Source organism: Pedobacter sp. WC2423 (assembly GCF_040822065.1).
GTDB lineage: Bacteria > Bacteroidota > Bacteroidia > Sphingobacteriales > Sphingobacteriaceae > Pedobacter.
In genome coordinates, this window is the sequence record NZ_CP162005.1 from 4,708,292 (window position 1) to 4,730,268 (window position 21,977).

General features: G+C 37.5%; 25 protein-coding genes. 20 read left to right on the plus strand and 5 right to left on the minus strand.

Annotated features, from left to right (window positions below; all coding sequences use genetic code 11):
- The first annotated feature begins 90 nt into the window (after window positions 1-90).
- From rpsH to dnaK, 17 genes are all read left to right on the plus strand, one after another.
- Window positions 91-489: a 30S ribosomal protein S8 gene (gene rpsH / locus AB3G38_RS19600; protein ID WP_041878531.1), complete on the plus strand. Its 399-nt coding sequence runs from the start codon at window positions 91-93 to the stop codon at window positions 487-489.
- A gap of 18 nt (window positions 490-507) precedes the next feature.
- Window positions 508-1,065: a 50S ribosomal protein L6 gene (gene rplF / locus AB3G38_RS19605; protein WP_183865929.1), complete on the plus strand. Its 558-nt coding sequence runs from the start codon at window positions 508-510 to the stop codon at window positions 1,063-1,065.
- 5 nt (window positions 1,066-1,070) lie between these two features.
- On the plus strand, window positions 1,071-1,424 hold the full coding sequence (gene rplR / locus AB3G38_RS19610) for a 50S ribosomal protein L18 (RefSeq protein WP_068403486.1): 354 nt from the start codon (window positions 1,071-1,073) through the stop codon (window positions 1,422-1,424).
- 17 nt (window positions 1,425-1,441) lie between these two features.
- Window positions 1,442-1,960 carry a 30S ribosomal protein S5 gene (gene rpsE / locus AB3G38_RS19615; protein ID WP_068403483.1) on the plus strand — a complete coding sequence of 173 codons (519 nt, stop codon included), beginning with the start codon at window positions 1,442-1,444 and terminating at the stop codon, window positions 1,958-1,960.
- Window positions 1,961-1,964: 4 nt separating this feature from the next.
- Window positions 1,965-2,144 (plus strand): 50S ribosomal protein L30, encoded by a 180-nt coding sequence (gene rpmD / locus AB3G38_RS19620; protein WP_090555281.1) that lies wholly within the window; start codon window positions 1,965-1,967, stop codon window positions 2,142-2,144.
- Window positions 2,145-2,251: 107 nt separating this feature from the next.
- Entirely contained in the window at window positions 2,252-2,698 is a 447-nt protein-coding gene (rplO, locus tag AB3G38_RS19625) for a 50S ribosomal protein L15 (RefSeq protein ID WP_068407681.1), read from the plus strand.
- Between the two features lie 13 nt (window positions 2,699-2,711).
- Complete coding sequence (secY, locus tag AB3G38_RS19630) at window positions 2,712-4,052, plus strand: preprotein translocase subunit SecY (RefSeq protein ID WP_068403479.1); 1,341 nt, start codon at window positions 2,712-2,714, stop codon at window positions 4,050-4,052.
- Between the two features lie 6 nt (window positions 4,053-4,058).
- Complete coding sequence (gene map / locus AB3G38_RS19635) at window positions 4,059-4,844, plus strand: type I methionyl aminopeptidase (RefSeq protein WP_111633994.1); 786 nt, start codon at window positions 4,059-4,061, stop codon at window positions 4,842-4,844.
- 71 nt (window positions 4,845-4,915) lie between these two features.
- On the plus strand, window positions 4,916-5,134 hold the full coding sequence (infA, locus tag AB3G38_RS19640) for a translation initiation factor IF-1 (RefSeq protein ID WP_008244555.1): 219 nt from the start codon (window positions 4,916-4,918) through the stop codon (window positions 5,132-5,134).
- A 1-nt stretch (window position 5,135) separates the two neighbouring features.
- On the plus strand, window positions 5,136-5,252 hold the full coding sequence (gene rpmJ / locus AB3G38_RS19645) for a 50S ribosomal protein L36 (RefSeq protein WP_010599887.1): 117 nt from the start codon (window positions 5,136-5,138) through the stop codon (window positions 5,250-5,252).
- Window positions 5,253-5,333: 81 nt separating this feature from the next.
- Entirely contained in the window at window positions 5,334-5,711 is a 378-nt protein-coding gene (gene rpsM, locus AB3G38_RS19650; protein WP_068403475.1) for a 30S ribosomal protein S13, read from the plus strand.
- Between the two features lie 21 nt (window positions 5,712-5,732).
- The gene (rpsK, locus tag AB3G38_RS19655) at window positions 5,733-6,122 is read left to right on the plus strand and encodes a 30S ribosomal protein S11 (protein WP_041878538.1); all 390 of its coding nucleotides are present in this window, start codon (window positions 5,733-5,735) and stop codon (window positions 6,120-6,122) included.
- Window positions 6,123-6,187: 65 nt separating this feature from the next.
- On the plus strand, window positions 6,188-6,796 hold the full coding sequence (rpsD, locus tag AB3G38_RS19660) for a 30S ribosomal protein S4 (protein ID WP_041878578.1): 609 nt from the start codon (window positions 6,188-6,190) through the stop codon (window positions 6,794-6,796).
- Between the two features lie 80 nt (window positions 6,797-6,876).
- The gene (locus AB3G38_RS19665; RefSeq protein WP_068403471.1) at window positions 6,877-7,869 is read left to right on the plus strand and encodes a DNA-directed RNA polymerase subunit alpha; all 993 of its coding nucleotides are present in this window, start codon (window positions 6,877-6,879) and stop codon (window positions 7,867-7,869) included.
- 82 nt (window positions 7,870-7,951) lie between these two features.
- Window positions 7,952-8,488, plus strand: coding sequence for a 50S ribosomal protein L17 (gene rplQ / locus AB3G38_RS19670; RefSeq protein WP_367865458.1), 537 nt, complete (start codon window positions 7,952-7,954; stop codon window positions 8,486-8,488).
- 246 nt (window positions 8,489-8,734) lie between these two features.
- Window positions 8,735-9,919 carry an SAM-dependent methyltransferase gene (locus AB3G38_RS19675; protein ID WP_367865459.1) on the plus strand — a complete coding sequence of 395 codons (1,185 nt, stop codon included), beginning with the start codon at window positions 8,735-8,737 and terminating at the stop codon, window positions 9,917-9,919.
- Window positions 9,920-10,103: 184 nt separating this feature from the next.
- Window positions 10,104-12,017, plus strand: coding sequence for a molecular chaperone DnaK (gene dnaK, locus AB3G38_RS19680; RefSeq protein WP_367865460.1), 1,914 nt, complete (start codon window positions 10,104-10,106; stop codon window positions 12,015-12,017).
- 136 nt (window positions 12,018-12,153) lie between these two features.
- Here the strand turns inward: dnaK and AB3G38_RS19685 are convergent, their stop codons facing one another.
- The 4 genes from AB3G38_RS19685 to AB3G38_RS19700 all read right to left on the minus strand — a co-directional run bounded on the left by AB3G38_RS19685 (window position 12,154) and on the right by AB3G38_RS19700 (window position 17,209).
- Window positions 12,154-13,053 (minus strand): NDP-sugar synthase, encoded by a 900-nt coding sequence (locus AB3G38_RS19685; RefSeq protein WP_367865461.1) that lies wholly within the window; start codon window positions 13,051-13,053, stop codon window positions 12,154-12,156.
- A gap of 104 nt (window positions 13,054-13,157) precedes the next feature.
- Window positions 13,158-14,273, minus strand: a complete 1,116-nt coding sequence (locus AB3G38_RS19690; protein WP_367865462.1) for a M42 family metallopeptidase — start codon at window positions 14,271-14,273, stop codon at window positions 13,158-13,160.
- A gap of 47 nt (window positions 14,274-14,320) precedes the next feature.
- Window positions 14,321-15,865: an acyl-CoA carboxylase subunit beta gene (locus AB3G38_RS19695; RefSeq protein ID WP_367865463.1), complete on the minus strand. Its 1,545-nt coding sequence runs from the start codon at window positions 15,863-15,865 to the stop codon at window positions 14,321-14,323.
- Window positions 15,866-15,976: 111 nt separating this feature from the next.
- Window positions 15,977-17,209, minus strand: a complete 1,233-nt coding sequence (locus AB3G38_RS19700) for a porin (protein ID WP_367865464.1) — start codon at window positions 17,207-17,209, stop codon at window positions 15,977-15,979.
- A 258-nt stretch (window positions 17,210-17,467) separates the two neighbouring features.
- On the opposite strand from AB3G38_RS19700, the gene AB3G38_RS19705 reads away from it, so the two are divergent.
- From AB3G38_RS19705 to can, 3 genes are all read left to right on the plus strand, one after another.
- Window positions 17,468-17,746 (plus strand): hypothetical protein, encoded by a 279-nt coding sequence (locus tag AB3G38_RS19705; RefSeq protein WP_367865465.1) that lies wholly within the window; start codon window positions 17,468-17,470, stop codon window positions 17,744-17,746.
- A 78-nt stretch (window positions 17,747-17,824) separates the two neighbouring features.
- Entirely contained in the window at window positions 17,825-19,420 is a 1,596-nt protein-coding gene (locus AB3G38_RS19710) for a SulP family inorganic anion transporter (protein WP_367865466.1), read from the plus strand.
- 5 nt (window positions 19,421-19,425) lie between these two features.
- The gene (gene can, locus AB3G38_RS19715; RefSeq protein WP_367865467.1) at window positions 19,426-20,139 is read left to right on the plus strand and encodes a carbonate dehydratase; all 714 of its coding nucleotides are present in this window, start codon (window positions 19,426-19,428) and stop codon (window positions 20,137-20,139) included.
- A gap of 60 nt (window positions 20,140-20,199) precedes the next feature.
- On the opposite strand, the gene pruA is transcribed toward can, so the two are convergent.
- Window positions 20,200-21,828, minus strand: coding sequence for an L-glutamate gamma-semialdehyde dehydrogenase (pruA, locus tag AB3G38_RS19720; RefSeq protein ID WP_367865468.1), 1,629 nt, complete (start codon window positions 21,826-21,828; stop codon window positions 20,200-20,202).
- Window positions 21,829-21,977 lie beyond the last annotated feature (149 nt).

Here is a 21,977-nt window from a genome sequence, read left to right on the forward strand (position 1 = left end):
CTAACGTTATACGTTTAAATAGAAAAATTAACCGATGGAAGGTCGCTCCGAATAGTTCGGAAAGGAAACCACTATCACAAATCAACAAAGATGAATACAGATCCAATAGCAGATTATCTTACAAGAGTAAGAAATGCCATTAAGGCAAATCACAGAATTGTAGAAATTCCTGCATCAAATCTTAAAAAGGAAATTACTAAAGTACTTTTTGACAAAGGTTACATTGCCAACTACAAGTTTGAGGAAACAACAGTTCAGGGAACGATTAAAATCGCCTTGAAATACAATCCAATAACTAAAATACCTGCTATCCGCACATTGATGCGTATCAGCAAGCCAGGTTTAAGGCAGTATGCAGGCGTTGATAATATGCCAAGAGTATTGAACGGTTTAGGTATCGCTATCTTGTCTACTTCTAAAGGAGTAATGACAGATAAAGAAGCGGCCAGACTAAACATTGGTGGCGAAGTTTTGTGTCACGTTTATTAATTAAAGGAGGATAACAAAATGTCAAGAATAGGAAAAGCCCCAATTAATGTACCTGCTGGAGTAACAATTACAGTTGATAAAGATAATTTAGTAACTGTAAAAGGCCCAAAAGGTGAATTACAACAAGCAGTTGATGCAGACATCACTGTTTCTCAGGAAGACGGTGTAGTTACTGTAACTCGCCCGACTGAACAAAAAAGACACAAAGCATTGCATGGTTTATACCGTTCATTGTTAAACAATATGGTTATTGGTGTAACAGAAGGTTACAAAATCTCTCAGGAATTAGTTGGTGTGGGTTACCGCGCAACTAACACAGGTAATACACTTGATCTTGTTTTAGGTTTCTCTCACCATTATGTATTCCAATTACCGGAAGAGATTAAAGTTACCACGACTTCAGAAAAAGGTCAGACTCCTAAAATCATTTTAGAAAGTATCGACAAACAACTGATCGGTCAGGTAGCAGCGAAAATACGCTCGTTACGTGCGCCAGAGCCATATAAAGGTAAAGGTATCAAGTTTGTAGGCGAAGTGTTAAGAAGAAAAGCAGGTAAATCAGCTTCTAAAAAATAATCATCATGGCAGGGAAAAAATTATCTCGTAGAGATCGTATAAAAAAAGGAATCAGAAAAAGACTTACCGGTTCTGAAAGCCGTCCACGTTTATCAGTTTATAGAAGCAATAAAGGAATTTATGCTCAAATCATTAACGACGTAACTGGAAGCACAATCGTATCAGCATCATCATTATCTAAAGATTTTTCTAGTAATGGTAACAAATCAGAGCAATCTGTAGCTGTAGGTAAATTAGTAGCTGAAAAAGCAATCGCAGCTGGCATTAAAGAAGTTGTTTTCGATAGAAATGGCTATTTATACCATGGTCGCGTAAAATCGTTGGCAGAAGGTGCCCGTGAAGCTGGTTTAGTATTTTAATCTGAAAATAGATAAGAATGTCAACTATCAATATAAAAAGAGTTAAGACTAGCGAGGTCGAATTAAAAGACCGTTTAGTTAGTATACAACGTGTTGCCAAAGTAACCAAAGGTGGACGTACTTTCAGTTTCTCAGCTATCGTAGTTGTTGGAGATGAAAACGGAATCGTAGGTTATGGTTTAGGTAAAGCAAAAGAGGTAACTGAAGCAATTGCTAAAGGTATCGATGATGCTAAAAAGAACTTAGTAAAAGTTCCTTTGTTAAACGGTACTGTTCCTCACGAACAAATCGGTAAATTCTCAGGTGGTTTTGTATTAATCAAGCCAGCTGCAGTAGGTACAGGTGTTATCGCGGGTGGTGCAATGCGTGCTGTTTTAGAGAGTGCTGGTGTACACAACGTATTAGCAAAATCAAAAGGTTCATCAAATCCTCACAACGTGGTAAAAGCAACAGTAGATGCTTTAACAAAAATGCGTGATGCTTATACCATCGCTCAGCAACGTGGTGTTGATTTAAACAAAGTTTTTAACGGATAAGAACATGGCTAAGATCAGAATAACCCAGGTAAAAAGTATCATTGACAGAAGCGAGCGTCAAAAAAGAACTATGCAGGCATTAGGTTTAAAAAAAATGAACCAGTCTGTTGAAGTTGAGGCTAACGCTGCTATCATTGGGATGGTAAGAAAAGTGAATCACTTAGTAGCTATCGAAAGTATATAATTCGCAGAGGTTGTAAATTAGTTTAATTTTGCTAATTTGCAACCTTTGTATATGTTTAACCGTTGCCCTGATTAGTGAAAGCGAAGGGCAGCACAATAAGTTTCAAAATGAACTTAAGTAATTTAAAACCTGCATCAGGTTCTACTAAAAACAGTAAAAGAATAGGTCGTGGTACTGGTTCTGGTCGTGGTGGTACTTCCACTCGTGGTCATAAAGGTGCTGGATCACGTTCTGGTCACAAAACTAAAATCGGTTTTGAAGGTGGTCAAATGCCATTACAACGTCGTGTACCTAAGGTTGGTTTCAAACCAATTAACCGTGTTGAATATGTAGGCGTTAACTTAGACGTGTTACAAGGTTTAGCAGAAAGATTCAGCTTAACTACTATTGATTTCGCTACTTTGCAGGATCATGGTTTAGCGCACAAAAACGATCTTATCAAGATCTTAGGTCGTGGTGAAGTAAAATCTAAAATCGAAGTTAAAGCACATGCTTTTTCTGCAACTGCACAGAAAGCTATTGAAGCTGTTGGAGGCTCAATAGAAAAATTGTAATTAATTATAATTAATGAAGAAGCTCTTTACTACTTTAAGTAATATTTGGAAAATTCAAGAATTAAAAGAGCGTATCGTATTTACGCTCGTAATTCTTTTGGTCTACAGGTTCGTTTCTCACGTGGTTTTACCAGGTGTGGATGCAACGGCTTTAGGCGATAATCAGAAATCTGGTATCCTTGGTCTGCTTGATATGTTTGCCGGAGGTTCATTCTCCCGTGTATCTGTTCTTGCTCTTGGGGTAATGCCTTACATTTCTGCATCAATTGTAGTTCAGTTATTAGGTATCGCTGTTCCTTCTTTCCAGAAAATGCAAAAAGAAGGAGAGAGTGGCAGAAATAAACTAAATCAGATTACCCGTTACTTAACTGTAGCTATTACAGCTGTTCAGGCTGTTGGTTATGTAAAGACTCAGGTCCCGCCAGAAGCAATTCTGATTGACCACACTTTATTCTTTGTGCTTGCAACATTTGTTTTATCTGCCGGTACTTTGTTTGTGATGTGGTTAGGGGAAAAAATCACTGATAAAGGTATAGGAAATGGTATTTCACTAATCATCATGGTTGGTATTATTGCACGTCTTCCGATAGCTTTACAACAGGAGATCAGTTCCAGATTTGTTGGAGACGGTGGCTTAATCGCGCTTGTTCTGGAGATCGTGGCATTGTTTGCTGTGGTAATGTTTACTATTCTTATTGTTCAGGGGGTCCGTAAGGTTCCTGTTCAATATGCAAAACGTATTGTTGGTAACAGACAATTCGGTGGCGTAAGACAATATATTCCATTGAAAGTGAATGCTGCTGGTGTAATGCCGATCATCTTTGCTCAGGCACTGATGTTTATCCCAACCACAGTAACTCAGTTCTTTCCTAAATTGCAGAATACCTGGTTAATCCAGTTTAGTGATCCTACTTCACTGGCTTATAGCTTAACATTTGCATTTTTAATCATTGCTTTCACATTCTTCTATACTGCGATTACTGTTAATCCGGTACAGATGTCTGATGATATGAAGAAAAATGGCGGTTTCATTCCTGGTATCAAACCAGGCCTGGCAACATCATCTTATATTGATGATGTAATTTCTAAGATCACCTTTCCAGGTTCAGTATTCTTAGCTATTATCGCTATCCTTCCATCGATTGCTGTAAAATTCGGTATCAAATCCGAATTCGCGCATTTTTATGGTGGTACATCACTACTGATTTTAGTAGGTGTTGTGTTGGATACTTTGCAACAGATTGAAAGTTATTTATTAATGCGTCATTATGATGGATTAATGAAAACAGGAAGAGTAACAGGTCGTACAGGTGTAGCCGCTGCAAATACAAGCAGCAGCAACGCTGTAATTTAATATTGAATGTCTAAGGTTTATTATAAGTCTCCCGAAGAAGTAGAGCTAATCAGGGAAAGCTCTTTATTGGTGTCTAAGACGCTTGCAGAAGTCGCAAAAATCATTGCACCAGGAGTTACAACGATGCAGTTAAATAAACTCGCGGAGACTTATATACAAGATAACGGAGCAATCCCTGCATTTCTAAACTATAACGGATTTCCATATTCACTTTGTATTTCTCCAAATGAACAGGTTGTTCATGGATTTCCAGGTGATTATGTGATACAGGAAGGTGATTTAATTTCTGTCGATTGTGGTGTTATTAAAAACAACTTCTTTGGTGACTCAGCTTATACTTTCTCTATCGGAGAGATTAGCCCTGAACGCCAGAAGCTGGTTGATATCACTCAGGAATGTTTAAAACGTGCCATTGATAAAGCTGTTGTCGGATCCCGTATCGGTGATGTAGGATTTGCAGTTCAGTCTTTAGCAGAGGAGAACGGTTTTGGTGTGGTGAGAGAGCTTGTTGGTCACGGTGTTGGCGTTAAATTACATGAGAAGCCCGAAGTACCAAACTATGGTAAACGGGGCACAGGGATGAAATTGGAGGAAGGAATGGTAATTGCCATAGAGCCAATGATTAATGCCGGTACTGCTAATGTAAAGTTTTGGTCTGATGGATGGACTGTTACAAGTCGTGATAATTCACCGTCGGCACATTTTGAGCACACAATTGCTGTTAAAAAGGGCAAAGCAGACGTTTTATCGACCTTTTCATTTATTGAAGAAGTTTTAAAAGAAAAAAGGTAAATAATTAAATATTTTTATTTAATTTTGCAACCCTGTTTAATAGCAGCTAATCAAGTAAAAATCAATATTATATGGCTAAACAAGCCTCGATTGAACAAGACGGTGTAATAAGAGAAGCATTATCAAATGCCATGTTCCGCGTTGAGCTGGAGAATGGTCATGAGATTATCGCTCATATCTCAGGTAAAATGAGGATGCACTACATTAAGATATTACCTGGGGACAAAGTAAAATTAGAGATGTCGCCTTACGATTTATCAAAGGGCAGGATTACTTATAGATATAAATAAAATGAAAGTTAGGTCATCAATTAAAAAACGCAGCGCTGATTGCAAGATTATTCGTCGTAAAGGTAAACTTTACGTAATCAACAAGAAAAATCCTAAGTACAAGCAGCGTCAAGGTTAAGAAAAAATTATTGAGGTATGATTAGATTGAATGTACAGGTTACTCAATCTGTCGTCAATTAATCAAACATTTAGTACAAATATGGCAAGGATATCAGGTATAGATTTACCAAGAAACAAAAGAGGCGAAATTGGACTAACTTACATCTTCGGTGTAGGCAGATCAACTGCTCAGCGTATATTAACTGAGGCAGGTATCGATTTTAGCAAAAAAGTACAGGACTGGTCTGATGAAGAGTTATCAGCGATACGTACAATCATTAATGACGGAATTAAAGTAGAAGGTGCTTTACGTTCTGAAGTTCAGTTAAACATTAAACGTTTAATGGATATTGGTTGTTACCGCGGATTACGTCACAGAAAAGGTTTACCGGTACGTGGACAACGTACTAAGAACAATTCTCGTACTCGTAAAGGCAAGAGAAAAACAGTTGCTAACAAGAAAAAAGCTACTAAATAAAATTAGTAACGAATAATAATTATGGCTAAGAGTAAAAAAGTAACCAAAAAGCGTATTGTTGTTATTGAACCAGTTGGTCAAGCACATATCAATGCGACTTTTAATAATATCATTGTTACCCTGACAAATAATAACGGTCAAACTATTTCATGGTCTTCAGCTGGTAAAATGGGCTTCAAGGGTTCTAAAAAGAACACTCCATACGCTGCCGGACAAGCTGCATCTGATTGTGGTAAAGTAGCTTTTGATTTAGGTCTGCGTAAAGTAGAAGTATTTGTTAAAGGTCCAGGTTCAGGTCGTGAGTCTGCAATTAGAACATTGCAAATCTCTGGTATCGAAGTTACCTCAATCAAAGATATTACACCGCTTCCACACAATGGATGTCGTCCTCCTAAGAAGAGAAGAGTTTAATTTATTAATTTTTAAAGCTAAGAGTCTACAGTTTAAGGCTGTATGATACTTTAAAACAAAAAGAAATGGCAAGATATACAGGACCAAAATCCAAAATCGCGCGTAAATTCAGAGAACCAATTTTTGGTCCTGATAAAGTATTAGATAGAAAAAACTATCCTCCTGGACAGCACGGTGCGTCTAAAAGAAGAGGTAAACAGTCTGAGTATTCAGTACAGTTAATGGAGAAACAAAAAGTTAAATACACTTATGGTGTGTTAGAACGTCAGTTCCGTAACTTGTTTACTAAAGCATCTTCCCGTCAGGGCATTACAGGTGATAACTTATTACAATTATTAGAAGCTCGTTTAGATAATACAGTTTATAGATTAGGTATTGCAACTACTCGTTCTGCTGCTCGTCAGTTAGTTAGCCATAAACACGTAACAGTGAACGGTGAAGTAGTAAATATTCCTTCTTATCAATTGAAAGCTGGTGACGTTGTTGCAGTTCGTGAGAAATCTAAAACTCTTGAAAGCATCACTAATTCAGTAGCAGGAAGAGTAATCAATAAGTTTAATTGGTTAGATTGGAATGCATCGGAATTAAGCGGTAAGTTCTTAACTTATCCAAATCGCGACGAGATTCCAGAAAATATCAAAGAAAACCTTATTATAGAGTTGTACTCTAAGTAATAAATTTAGTTAAAGCCTGTATAAAAGGCTTTAACTATTTTACGTTACATAATTTTAATAACGATCTAAAAACATTATAAATGGCAATTTTAGCATTTCAGAAACCCGATAAGGTCATCATGCAGAAATCAACGGATTTCGATGGTATATTTGAATTTCGTCCTTTAGAACCCGGTTTCGGTGTAACAATTGGTAATGCCTTAAGAAGAATTTTACTTTCTTCTTTAGAAGGGTATGCCATTACAAGTATTCGTTTTTCTGGCGTATCACATGAATTTTCTACAATGAAAGGTGTTGTAGAAGATTTAACTGAAATTATCCTTAATTTGAAACAAGTTCGTTTTAAAAAAGCTGGTGATTCAGGTGAATCTGAAAAAGTCTTTATTGTAGTTAATGGCCAGGATCAATTTCTAGCAGGCGACATAACTAAGTTCTCTAACAACTTCGAGGTCCTTAATCCGGAATTCGTAATTTGTAACATGGAGAAATCAGTTACTTTAGAGGTAGAATTAACTATCAATAAAGGACGTGGTTATGTTCCGGCTGAAGAAAATAAAATTAATGATGCTGTAGTTGGTGTAATCGCGATTGATTCGATCTTTACTCCAATGAAAAATGTAAAATACACGATTGAAAACTATCGTGTTGAACAAAAGACAGATTATGAAAAATTAATTTTAGATATTTCTACTGATGGATCTATTCATCCTGAAGAAGCATTAAAAGAAGCAGCTAAAATTCTAATTCAGCATTTTATGTTGTTCTCTGATGAGAACTTAGTATTAGAATCTCAGGCTAAAGAAGAAACTAAAGAAGTTGACGAGGAAATTTTACATATGCGTAAAATCCTTAAAACTGAATTAGTTGATCTTGATTTATCAGTTCGTGCATTAAACTGCTTAAAAGCAGCAGACATCCGCACATTAGCTGATTTAGTTTCTTATGATGTAGCTGATATGTTAAAATTCAGAAACTTCGGTAAGAAATCATTAACTGAAATCCAGGAATTAGTAAAATCTAAAAGCTTATCATTCGGTATGAATTTAGGTAAATACAAACTGGACGAAGAATAACAACAGACAAATAACAATATTGTTAATAGTGTGTAATTCCCTCTTTAATTCAGAAGAGACGGTGCACACTGAATAAAAAAAAATGAGACACGGTAAAAAACACAATCACTTAGGCAGAACTAAGTCCCATCGTAAAGCGATGTTGGCTAACATGGCCTCATCATTGATCAAACACAAAAGAATCTCTACTACTTTAGCAAAAGCAAAAGCTTTGCGTATGTATGTTGAGCCTTTGATCACTAAATCTAAAAACGATACTACACACTCTCGTCGTACTGTTTTTAGTTATTTACAGGACAAAGATTCAGTTACTGAATTGTTCCGTGATGTAGCTGCAAAAGTTGCTAACCGTCCGGGTGGTTATACCAGAATTATCAAATTAAACAATCGTTTAGGTGATAATGCTGAGATGGCATTCATCGAACTTGTTGATTACAACGAAGTTTACGGTAAAGAAGTTGCTACTGAAGAGAAGAAAACAACACGTCGTGGCAGAAGTAAAGCTACTACTAAGAAAGCTGATGCTACTGACGCTCCTGCTAAAGCAGAAGTTGCAGCTGATGAAGCTGTTGTTGAGGCTCCTGCAGCTGAAGAAACAAAAGAAGATAAAGGAGAATAATATTCTTCCTCATCAAAATACAGAAAGCCCTGTTCTTAGTTGGACAGGGCTTTTCTTATATATATGATCACTATATGTCTGTTTAAAATTCATCTGATAACTTGTTTAGGCTTCTTTTAGCTGCAACTTCGTCATCTTCATTTCAGGTAGGAAGGCTACCAGAAATAAAGATGACTCGTTTCGCTTAAAAATAAGCTGTAAACAATTTTACCATCTGAATTTAAACAGACTCTAAATCTATAATTTATGTCCAATCAATCTATCCTTCAGGATTTCCATAAACAGTTAACGGATAGTATTCCTGCTAATGTATTTGTAAAGATTTCCCTTGGTAATTACCAGGGCAATGACAAGGAATTAAAGAATGTATATGTTCGCCGGATAAAGATTAAAAAAGCAGAAATGCTTTCTTTTACTTACCGTAATAAAACAAGGGATATTGTAAAGAACTTTTCGATTGAGGATGGCCTGACCAGAATTAGTCATTTTATCAGCAATGATTTTAGAATCTGTACTTTTTTTAGCACTGAGAAAGAAGTAATTGTTGAACATGATAAAAAAGGAGCAATCACGGTTAGAGAAAGACTCCTCAAAACGCAGGCTCCGGTTGTACTGACTCATGATAAAGAGAAAAAAAGGTTGATTCAGCCTGCCGGCAAAAATTACCTGCAGGAGTTAAATATTACAGATGCGACCGGGACTGTTTATAAAAATGCGCAGGATAAGTATAAACAGATTAATCAGTATGTGGCCTTACTTGATCCATTAATCCGGAGTTTGCCTGCTGGCAAGTTTAAAAAGGTAGTAGATATGGGGTCGGGTAAAGGTTATCTTACTTTTGCTTTATATGATTACCTGGTTAATGTATTAAAGACCGAAGCGAGTGTTACCGGAGTGGAATACCGTCAGGACCTGGTGGATTTATGTAATAAAATAGCTTCGAAGTCAAACTTCAGGGGACTGGATTTTGTTCAGGGGACCATTGAAGATTATGTTTCGGAAGAGATCAATTTATTAATTGCTTTACATGCCTGCGATACGGCTACTGATGATGCAATTTACAAGGGGATCAAAGGAAATGCAGAACTTATTGTTGTTGCACCTTGCTGCCATAAGCAGATCAGAAAGCAGATAGAAAAAGGGAAGGCCGTAAATGAGCTGGATTTTTTAACGAAGTATGGCATCTTTTTGGAGCGTCAGGCAGAAATGGTAACTGATGGAATCAGAGCATTGATATTGGAATATTTTGGATACAAGACGAAGGTATTTGAATTTATTTCTGATGCACATACTCCGAAAAATGTGTTGGTTGTAGGGGTGAAAACCAAAGAACAAGCAGTAGATAAAGCAGAGATTCTGGAGAAAATTAAACGGACAAAATCATATTTTGGCATTGAGTATCATCATCTTGAAACTTTAGTCAAGTTTTGATGAATTTACAGCCATAGAAAATGTCAATTATGACAACCTGTCAGAATTGTAAAAGGTTTTCATTTACATTTTAACTAAAATCTAAAAAGCAGTGCCTGTTTAACTGACAAATGCCAATTGGCACATTGCTTGTTAAATAGAATTAGGAAATAAGAATTCATAACATAAACAAAGATAAAATAGCATGTCAAAAATTATTGGTATAGACTTAGGAACAACAAACTCTTGCGTAGCCGTAATGGAAGGTAACGAACCTGTAGTTATAGCCAACAGTGAGGGGAAACGTACAACGCCATCCATTGTTGCTTTTGCAGAAAATGGTGAACGTAAAGTAGGTGATTCTGCAAAACGCCAGGCAATCACTAACCCAACAAAAACAATTTATTCAATTAAGCGTTTCATGGGCAGCAGCTTTGCTGAGGTTGCTAAAGAAACTGGTCGCGTACCTTACAAAGTTGTTAAGGGTGACAACAATACTCCACGTGTTGAAATTGATGACCGTAAATACACTCCACAGGAAATTTCTGCAATGATCTTGCAAAAAATGAAAAAAACTGCGGAAGACTTTTTGGGTCATGAAGTAACAGAAGCAGTTATTACTGTTCCTGCTTATTTCAACGATGCTCAGCGTCAGGCAACTAAAGAAGCTGGTGAAATCGCTGGTTTAACAGTTAAACGTATCATCAACGAGCCAACTGCTGCTGCTTTAGCTTACGGTTTGGACAAAGCACATAAAGACATGAAAATTGTTGTGTTTGACTGTGGTGGTGGTACTCATGACGTTTCTGTATTAGAATTGGGTGATGGCGTATTTGAAGTAAAATCTACTGATGGTGATACTCACTTAGGTGGTGATGACTTTGACCACATTATCATTGACTGGTTAGCTGCTGAATTCAAAACTGAAAATGGTATGGACCTTAATCAGGATCCAATGGCATTACAACGTTTGAAAGAAGCTGCTGAAAAAGCTAAAATTGAGCTTTCAAGCACTACTTCTACAGAAGTTAACTTACCATATATCACTGCTGATGCAAGCGGACCAAAACACTTAGTTAGAACTTTAAGCCGTGCTAAATTTGAGCAATTGGCTGCTGATCTGATCAAACGTACTATCGAGCCTTGTAAATCTGCGTTGAAAAATGCTGGTTTAAAAACTTCTGATATCGATGAAATCATTTTAGTTGGTGGTTCTACCCGTATTCCTGCTATTCAGGAAGCAGTAAAAGCATTCTTCGGTAAAGATCCTTCTAAAGGTGTAAACCCTGATGAGGTTGTAGCTATCGGTGCTGCAATTCAAGGTGGTGTTTTAACTGGTGAGGTTAAAGATGTATTGTTATTAGACGTAACTCCTCTTTCTTTAGGTATTGAGACTATGGGTGGTGTAATGACTAAATTAATTGAAGCGAATACTACTATTCCTTCTAAAAAAGCAGAAACTTTCTCTACAGCTGCTGATAACCAGCCTTCTGTAGAAATCCACATCTTACAAGGTGAGCGTCCAATGGCTGCTCAGAACCGTACAATTGGTCGTTTTATCTTAGACGGTATACCTCCATCTCCACGTGGTGTTCCTCAGGTTGAAGTTGCTTTTGATATTGATGCGAATGGTATCTTACACGTAAGTGCAAAAGATAAAGCTACTGGTAAAGAGCAAAAAATCCGTATTGAGGCTTCATCAGGTTTAACTGAAGAAGAAATCAAAAGAATGAGAGAAGAAGCTGAGCAAAATGCTGACGCTGATAAAATCGCTAAAGAAGAAGCTGATAAAATCAACGGTGCTGATGCATTGATTTTCTCTACTGAGAAACAATTGAAAGAATTTGGTGATAAAATCTCAGCTGACAAAAAAGCTCCGATTGAAGCTGGATTAGCTAAATTACAAGCAGCACATGCAGCAAGAAACTTTGCTGATATTGATGCAGCTCAGGCAGAGTTACAAGCAGCTTGGAACGAAGCATCTGAAGAGATGTACAAAGCTGGTCAGGAAGGTGGTGCACCTGCTGAAGGTGGTGCTCAGTCAAACGGTCAAACAGCTGATGCTGCTGACAACGTTACTGATGTTGACTTCGAAGAAGTAAAAGACGATAAGAAATAATCGAATCGTAAGTATATAAAAAAGAGGGTAACTGAAAGGTTATCCTCTTTTTTTGTGCTTTATATTTCCCGAAAAAAGCGGCCTTAAATTAACATTTAAGGCCGCCTAATAGGTTTTATTATAGTATTTGAGTAATTTAAGCCCAAAGGTTTTCAGGGTAAACTCCGTCTTTAACCAATTGGTCGATAGAAGCTTGTACAATCGGTTTGTCTTCTTTATAAGTTACACCAAACCATTTGCTGTCTGTAGGCACAACTTTAAAATCTGCAGCCTCTGAGCTCAGCAAACTATCAGCTACTAATGGAATGAAAAATTCTGCTTTAGGATTATCTTTGTTTGCATGTGCAAAGTCTCTGAAAAGTTCTTCAGATATTTTGAACATTTCTGGTGTGAAACCCCAGAAATTCATAGATACACGGGTATCCAATGATAAAGGATATTGTTTTTCATCTTCTTCATAAACGATAGCTTCTCCTTCACGAAGTACTTTGGTACGCTCTATGATTTCTTCCAGATAACCGTCTGCACTTACTTTACACACACCACGTGATACTGATCCGTAATCTGATAAAGTTTTACCGATTTCATAACCGATCATAGAATAATTGCTGCCAGTAACTTCAGTAGTTAAAAACTTAACCATTTTCTCATAAGCATCCAGTCCGTAAAAATCATCTGCATTAATTACACAGAATGGCTCTTTTATCGCATGTCTTGCTGCAAGAACGGCATGAGCTGTTCCCCATGGTTTACTTCTTTCTATTTCAATATCAATTCCATATTGTTTAAGATCGAAATTCTGAAATACATAATCCGTTTCTATTTTACCTTCAAGCTTAGCATCAAAGATGGCTTTGAAGTTTTCTACATATTCTTCTTTGATGATAAACACTACTTTCCCAAAGCCGGCTTTGATAGCATCATAGATAGAATAGTCGATTATGGTCTCTCCGTTCGGACCAAAACCATCAATTTGTTTCATGCTGCCATAGCGACTTGCCATACCGGCTGCGAGTATTAATAACGTAGGTTTCATTGATTCTTATTTTTTGAGTTCAAAAAGGCTTGCTTTATAAATGAATGCCATAAAAAAGCGTGTCTGAAAAATCAAACACGCTTAATAAAGGGTGAAGATAAATCTTATTTATTGTATTTAAAATCGTGGTCTTTCTTTATGTTTAATAAAGAATGGTAGATCAGACTGATTACATTGTCTACGTCTTCTTTATGGATCATTTCTACTGTAGTATGCATATAACGCAATGGCAGTGAAATTAGTGCCGAAGGCACACCACCATTTGAATAAGCAAAAGCATCAGTGTCAGTTCCTGTAGAGCGTGATGAAGCCTGGCGCTGGAAAGGAATGTCATTTTTCTCCGCTGTTTCAATCAGTAATTTATTCAGATTTGTTTGTACCGCTGGTGCATAAGATACAACCGGGCCTTTACCGCAGGCCATATCTCCCTGAGTTATTTTATTGATCATTGGTGTAGAAGTATCATGGGTAACATCGGTAACGATAGCTACATGAGGTTTAATGCGGTGTGCAATCATTTCTGCACCTCTTAATCCTATTTCTTCCTGTACAGAATTTACAATGTATAAGGCAAAAGGTAATTTCTGCTTATTCTCTTTTAATAAACGCGCTACCTCTGCAATCATAAATCCACCTGCACGGTTATCTAAAGCACGGCCAACATAGTAACGGTCATTCAATACCATGAATTCATCTTCATAAGTAATTACACAACCTACGTGTACCCCTAATGCTTCAACTTCTTCTTTAGTAGTACAACCACAATCCAGGAAAATGTTCTTTAAAGCAGGTGCTTCTTCTTTTTCTCCTGCACCACGTGTGTGGATTGCAGGCCATCCGAATACCGCTTTCACTAATCCATTATCGGTATGGATATTTACACGCTTAGAAGGCGCGATTTGATGGTCAGAACCACCATTCCTGATTACATAAATTAATCCGTCACTGGTGATATAGTTTACAAACCACGAAATTTCATCGGCATGTGCCTCAATCACTACTCTGTATTCTGCTTTTGGATTGATTACACCTACAGCAGTTCCATAGTTATCAATAAAACTTTCATCGATATAAGGTTTCAGGTAATCTAACCAAAGTTTCTGGCCGGGGTATTCAAATCCTGTAGGGGATGGGTTATTAATATATTCTTCAAAAAACTGGAGTGATTTCTTAGTAACGACAGATACATGTTTCTGTTTCTCGTCTTTCTTTTTAGCCATCTTTATATATTTATGATCAACTTTAACTTATTTTAATAATGTTCTCTTTATAACGGAATATTTCCGTGTTTTTTACGTGGGTTATTCACAACTTTATTTTCCAGCATCTTAAATGCCTTGATTAATTTGGTACGTGTTTGTGATGGCTCAATAACTTCATCTATAAAGCCGCGTTCTGCTGCCCGGTAAGGATTGGCAAAAATTTCAGCATATAGCTTTTCTTTTTCCAACAGTTTAGCAGCAGGATCAGCTGCACTGGTTATTTCCTTCTTAAAGATGATTTCTGCTGCACCTTTAGCGCCCATCACAGCAATCTCTGCTGTTGGCCATGCATAATTCATATCTGCACCAATGTGTTTGGAGTTCATCACATCATAGGCACCACCGTATGCCTTTCTGATAATTACAGTAATTCTTGGTACCGTAGCTTCGCTGAATGCATAGAGTAATTTCGCGCCGTTTTTGATAATACCATTCCATTCCTGATCTGTACCTGGAAGGAATCCAGGAACGTCTTCCAGTACTAGCAACGGAATGTTAAAGCAATCACAGAACCTGACAAAACGTGCTGCTTTGACTGAGGCGTTGTTATCTAATACCCCCGCAAGATAAGCTGGCTGATTAGCTACAATTCCAATACTTCTGCCTGCAAGGCGGGCAAAACCAACAACAATGTTCTCTGCATAATCTTTATGTACTTCGAGGAAACTGCCGGAATCGCTCAGCTGATCAATTACTCCTCTAACGTCATAAGGCTGATTTGCATTGTCAGGGATAATTTTATTTAAGGATGGTCTGGCTTCATCCTGGTCTGATTTATAAGCTAAAATTGCAGGGGTCTCCTCACAATTTTGTGGCATATAACTCAATAATTGCTTAATATGATTGATGGCATCAAGCTCATTTATACAAGAAAAGTGAGTAACTCCAGATTTGGTAGCGTGTGTACTTGCACCCCCGAGTTCTTCTGAGCTGACTTCTTCGTGCGTAACTGTTTTAACCACGTTAGGGCCAGTAACAAACATATAAGAAGTGTTTTCTACCATCAAGGTAAAATCGGTAATTGCCGGAGAGTAAACAGCACCCCCGGCACAGGGACCCATAATTGCTGAAAGTTGAGGGATCACCCCGGATGCTTGCACATTCCGGTAAAAGATATCTGCGTATCCACCTAATGATACTACACCTTCTTGTATACGGGCACCACCGCTATCATTTAATCCGATCAGGGGAGCTCCTGTTTTGAGGGCCATCTCCATAATCTTACATATTTTTTCTGCGTGAGTTTCAGAAAGTGAGCCTCCGAATACGGTAAAGTCCTGGGAAAAAATATAAACAAGTCTGCCATTGATATTTCCATAACCAGTCACTACACCATCACCAGGATATTTTTCTGTTTCCATACCAAAGTCTGTACTTCTATGGGTCACAAACATTCCGATCTCTTCAAAAGAACCTTCATCCATTAGAAAATGGATACGTTCTCTGGCGGTTAGCTTACCTTTTTTATGTTGACTATCTATTCTTTGCGAACCTCCGCCTGCATGTGCCTGTTCTATTTTATCCTGTAGTAACTTTATCTTATTATCCATGGAATTAAACTCAGTTTTTATAAATGTATAGGAACGTTTTTAAATTTATAAATTAAAATTGTTTATCACTTATTTTCTGTTGAAACAAGACGGATTTTAAACGGGGCCGTATTACCAGCGGTATTGTAAACGTGTAGTAAAGACATCGTCTCTGATATCTTTATTATAATTTGTCAATTGGGTAGAGGAGTTGATTACCCTTTCATTATAGACCGTAAGTTTTAAGCGTGAACTGAATAAATAAGTCATTCCATAACCCAGCGTACTGAATTTAATATCACCCGCAGTCGTATTGTTATCCAGGCCAATCTGATCTTCATGGATCTTACTGTTAGGATCGTAAACGTCATAAGCAAGCAAAGCACTAAACTTACTTTTTAAAATCTGCTGTGTAAACCAGAGGTAATAACCAGAAAAATTACGCAGGTAAAGGTCTGTGGCTGGTTGAGTAGAAAAGCTCTGACTGGCTAGTGTACCGCTAACTGAACTTGAAGCAGCTACACCTGGTTGTGTGCCGGCAACATATTCGGCTTTTAAACTGGTTGTTCCAAAGGTATTATCATACTGGATCTGCACATTTCCGCCATAATAATTCCTTTTCAAATTGGCACCTTTGTAAGATGGATCAGTATTTTTAGTAAATCCATTTCCATTAGTTGTATAATAACTCTCGGTACCGTTACGTACTGAGCCTTTATAAATTGATCCGCCAAAACCAATATGGAGTTTTTTATTGGCCAGACTATCAAACTTGAACGAAAGATTACCAATCACATCTTTTTTAGAGTCGTAATCTCTTGCAAAAAGTCCGCTTCCATTGACTACAGCAACATCTATATTCAGAAAACGAAGTTCTTTAATTGGCTGATACGATAACATCGCACCGATATCACGTTCACGTGGCATAATAGTCTGAAAAACTCTGGAACGCTCAGGGAAATCCCGGTAACCGGAAGAGTATACAATCGAATAGCCGAAAGGTCTGTTAAAAAGACCTGCAGTTAATTGAAATCTTTTATTGTCAGGTTGGTGAAGTTGAATAAAAGCATCCATTAATTGCACGCCGTTTTGTGTGGCGTCAATCTGAAAGACTATACTGGAATATTTATCTACACGGTCAATTTTAAGGCGACCTCTGCGGATGATAAAACGATTGTCAGAGTTTTCAGCAAAATCTCCGCCCGAAAAAGATGAAATCCCCGAGGATTGTGCTTTTTGAAATTGCGTCTGCAGATAACCAGTGATTTTAATATCATGGATATCATAAGAAGAAGGGGCATTATTACTTTGACTAAAGACTAACAGCGGATAAAACAAAACCAGGGTTAGCAGGTATCTTTTCATAAATATTGTATTGTGATCAGGTTTAGGAACTACGAAAGTACAGTTAATGCTAAATTAATCCATTACGTAATGTGGGAATTTTGACATGGAAACAGATTTCTGAAAACTTAATTACATTTTTTTTACATATTTTTTTGATAATAAGTGCTCCTGGGTATTACATTTGGAAAGTAAAAAAAGCTGAAAACACACAGAATGTCCTTTTATAAGTATCGATTACATATTGTTATAGCCTTCATAAGCATCTTCACAGTAAAGATGGTTATTTCTGCTGCGCCAGTATTTGTCGGTCATATAGATAAGAATACGATCAAAAGTGTTATTCTGCAATTAGAACAGGAACATAGTTCTGATGGTGATTCAGGAAAGTCTTTACTCAAATTTATCGACTATAAACCGATTGATTTCCATAACACTTATACCTACGTCCCATTATTGATAGATTTTGGAATCAGGAACTGTTATATTGATCACTTTAAACGGTATGTAGATCCCTACCATCCATCTGTACCCACTCCACCGCCTAACTTTTGCTAATTTTTATTGATTAAACGGCTGAACCCATCGGGGTTAACCGTAATTAAATAATTATAAGTAATAATTAGCATTAATGTTATGCAGAATGGAAACTCAATCTCCTCAAAGGCTGGATTGAAGAAATATATCTTAAAAAAGAATTTAAAGCGCGATTTCCCGGCAAGTATAGTCGTGTTTTTAGTAGCCCTGCCTTTGTGTCTGGGAATAGCCCTCGCTTCGGGTGCACCATTGTTTGCCGGTTTGATCACTGGTATTATAGGAGGAATAGTTGTAGCTAGTTTTAGCGGATCTCAGTTAAGCGTGAGTGGTCCAGCAGCTGGTTTGACGGTCATAGTATTGGGCGCTATAGCTCATCTGGGCAGTTATCAGGTGTTTTTACTTGCAGTTATGCTGGCAGGACTGATGCAGATAGTGCTCGGTTTGATTAAAGCAGGTACAATCGGAAACTATTTTCCTTCGAGTGTAATTGAAGGAATGCTTGCTGCAATTGGACTGATACTGATTTTAAAGCAACTGCCACATGCATTAGGTGTAGATAAAGATTTTCTGGATGAAAGCTTAAGCAGTGGTTCTATGTTTAATATTGTAGGACAGGCGCTAAAAATGCTCAATCCGGCAGCAATGATTATTACCATGCTTTCAATTGCTATTCTGATCTTCTGGCCAAAATTCAAAAAGCTGAGCGCTGTACCGGCTCCTTTACTGGTTGTTATACTAGGTATAGGAATGACCCTGTTTTTTCAGCAAACAGGATTTGCGTTAAAAGCGGAACAAATGGTTAAAATTCCAGTCGTAAACGGATGGGGTGAATTCTCGGATCTGTTTACCATGCCGGATTTCTCTGCAATTAAAAATAAGGAAGTCTGGATAGTTGCCTTAACAATAGCCGTTGTGGCAAGTTTAGAAACGTTGCTGAGTATTGAAGCCATTGACAAAATTGACCCTGTAAAGAGAGTTTCACCAACCAACAAAGAATTGATTGCACAGGGAGTGGGAAATATGACAAGCGGTTTGTTTGGTGGTTTACCCCTGACCTCTGTAATTGTAAGAAGTTCTGCAAACGTAAATGCTGGCGGAAAGACTAAAATGTCTGCTATATTACATGGCTGCTGGTTGTTATTGTCTTTTCTTTTTATACCAGGATTGATCAATATGATTCCGCTTGCCTGTCTGGCAGCGATCCTTTTAGTAACTGGTTATAAACTCACAAGAATCAGTTTGTTTAAACATATGTATCATAAAGGATGGGATCAATTCATTCCATTTGTGATTACAGTAGTTGCCGTTTTATTAACTGACTTATTAAAAGGTGTGGCTGTAGGTATGCTGTTGTCTGTATTTTATTTATTGCGGACCAATATGCGTAACCCTTTCTTTTACAAAATCTATGAAGAAGGAAACAAGAAAAATCTGAGAATTAAATTGTCTGAGGAAGTCTCATTTCTGAACAAAGCTGCCATACAGGTTGTCTTGACAAAAATCCCTCAGGAAACCAATGTAATTATTGATGGAAGCAATTCCCGTTATATCCATCCGGATGTGCTGGAAACCATTTACAATTTCAAACATAATGCTTATACAAAGGGGATTATAGTTACCTTAGTTGAGATCAAAGAGCATTATATAGTACCAAAAATAACTGAAAAAATCATTGAAGATATTCATAAAATATAAATATTATGTGTGCAAAATTAGAATCCCACAATCACAATATAACTTACGAAGGATTATTACAAGGTAATAAAGACTGGGTAGCAAAAACTTTAGCTGAAGATCCTGCTTTTTTCGACCGTTTATCTGCTGGACAGAAGCCACCAATTTTGTGGATCGGCTGTTCAGACAGCAGAGTACCTGCTAACCAGATTACCAATACCAATCCTGGTGATATCTTTGTTCACCGCAACATTGCAAACGTTGTGGTACACACAGATATGAATATGTTAAGTGTACTGGATTATGCAGTAAACGTGTTAGAAGTAGAACATGTTATTGTTTGCGGCCACTACGGATGTGGTGGTGTTGCAGCAGCATTAAGCAACAAGCAATTCGGGATTATTGATAACTGGTTAAGAAATATAAAAGACACTTATCGTTTACATTATCATGAACTGGATAGGATATCAGATGATAAAAAACGGACAGACAGACTGGTAGAACTAAATGTTATAGAAGGTGTGTTTAACCTGACTAAAACATCTATTGTTCAGAACAGATGGGGAAATGGAAAGAAATTAGGTATCCACGGCTGGGTTTACAGTTTGGAAACCGGATTAATCAAGGATATGGAAGTAACAACAGAATCTAATGATCATATTTCTGCTGTATTTAAGGTAGACGGTCTGACCACACCTAAAGTTGAAGCTCCGGCCAAAGCAGTTGTTGATCAGAAATAATTTACTACCCTTATAAATGTTATAAAAAAGCCGGTATTAACCGGCTTTTTTATGTTTTGATTAGCCCATGAATGGGTAACGGTAATCCTTTGGTGGATCGAATGTTTCTTTAATTGTGCGTGGAGAAACCCAGCGCAATAAGTTGATCATCGAACCCGCTTTGTCGTTTGTACCTGAACCTCTGGCACCGCCAAATGGTTGCTGGCCAACTACAGCACCAGTACATTTATCATTGATATAGAAATTACCAGCTGCATTACGTAAAGCATAAGATGCTTTATCAATAGCATAACGGTCCTGAGCAATCACAGCACCAGTTAAAGCATAACCCGAAGTCGTGTCAATTAGCGTTAATACCTGGTCAAAATCTGCATCATCATATACATATACAGTCAATACAGGACCGAACAACTCTTCGCTCATTGTAGTATATTTAGGGTCATCAACAACTAAAACTGTTGGCTCTATAAAGTAACCTTTAGATTTGTCGTAGTTTCCACCAGCAATGATTTCTACACCTTTGTCAGCTTTTGCCTGATCAATGTATTTCGCCAGTTTAGTGAAAGAACGATCGTCAATCACTGCATTTACGAAATTGCTGAAATCTTCAGTTCCACCCATTTTGAAGGTAGCAAGATCACGCAGCATCAATTCTTTAATTTTTGGCCATAAACTTTTCGCGATGTAAGTTCTTGAAGCAGCAGAACATTTTTGTCCCTGGTATTCAAAAGCACCACGCAAGATAGCTGTACTTGAAACCTCAGCATCAGCAGAAGCATGAACCAGAATAAAATCTTTACCACCAGTTTCACCTACAATACGAGGGTATGTTTTGTATTTATGAATGTTTGTACCAATAGTTTTCCAGATATTCTGGAATACAGCAGTAGAACCTGTAAAGTGAATACCAGCAAAATCAGGACTGTTGAAAATTACCTCTCCAGCTTCCGGTCCATCTACATAAACTAAGTTGATTACACCATCAGGTAAACCTGCTTCTCTGAAAATCTCCATCAATAAATTAGCTGCATAAACCTGAGTATCGGCAGGTTTCCAAACCACAACATTACCCATTAATGCTGCTGATGTTGGCAAGTTTGCCGCAATAGCAGTAAAGTTGAATGGAGTCAGTGCAAAAACGAACCCTTCTAAAGGACGTTGTTCAACTCTGTTCCAAACACCTTTTGGAGAAACCGGAGGTTGTTGCTTATAAATGTCAGCCATATAACTTACATTGAAACGTAAGAAATCTATCAACTCACAAGCGGCATCAATTTCTGCCTGGTAAGCATTTTTTGACTGGCCAAGCATTGTTGCTGCATTTAATTTATAACGATACGGACCCGAGATTAACTCAGCGATCTTTAAAAATATAGCTGCACGTTGTTCCCATGGCAGGTTTTCCCACTGAGACTTTGCAGCTAATGCCGCATCAATTGCCTGTTGTACATGAGTTTTGTCGCCTATGCTATATTGTGCTAAAACGTGCTGGTGATCGTGCGGTGGAGTAACTGTTCCTTTTTTATCAGTGTGGACTGCTTTGCCGCCGATATACATTGGGATGTCACCTTTTTTTGAACGTGCTTCAGTTAAAGCAGCTTTCAATAATTCACGTTCTTTACTTCCTGGTGCGTAACCTAAAATAGGTTCGTTCTCAGGTGTTGGTACGTTAAAAAATCCTTTGAGCATGATATAATATTATTGTTTGTACAAAGATAGTTTTTTATTTTATTGCCTGTCAATCCATTCTACTATATGATATTCTGCTAACAGACCACAGAGCGGAGTAAAATAATTCTTATTTTTGAAAGGCGGTTTCCATTGATCTGGAATTTCAG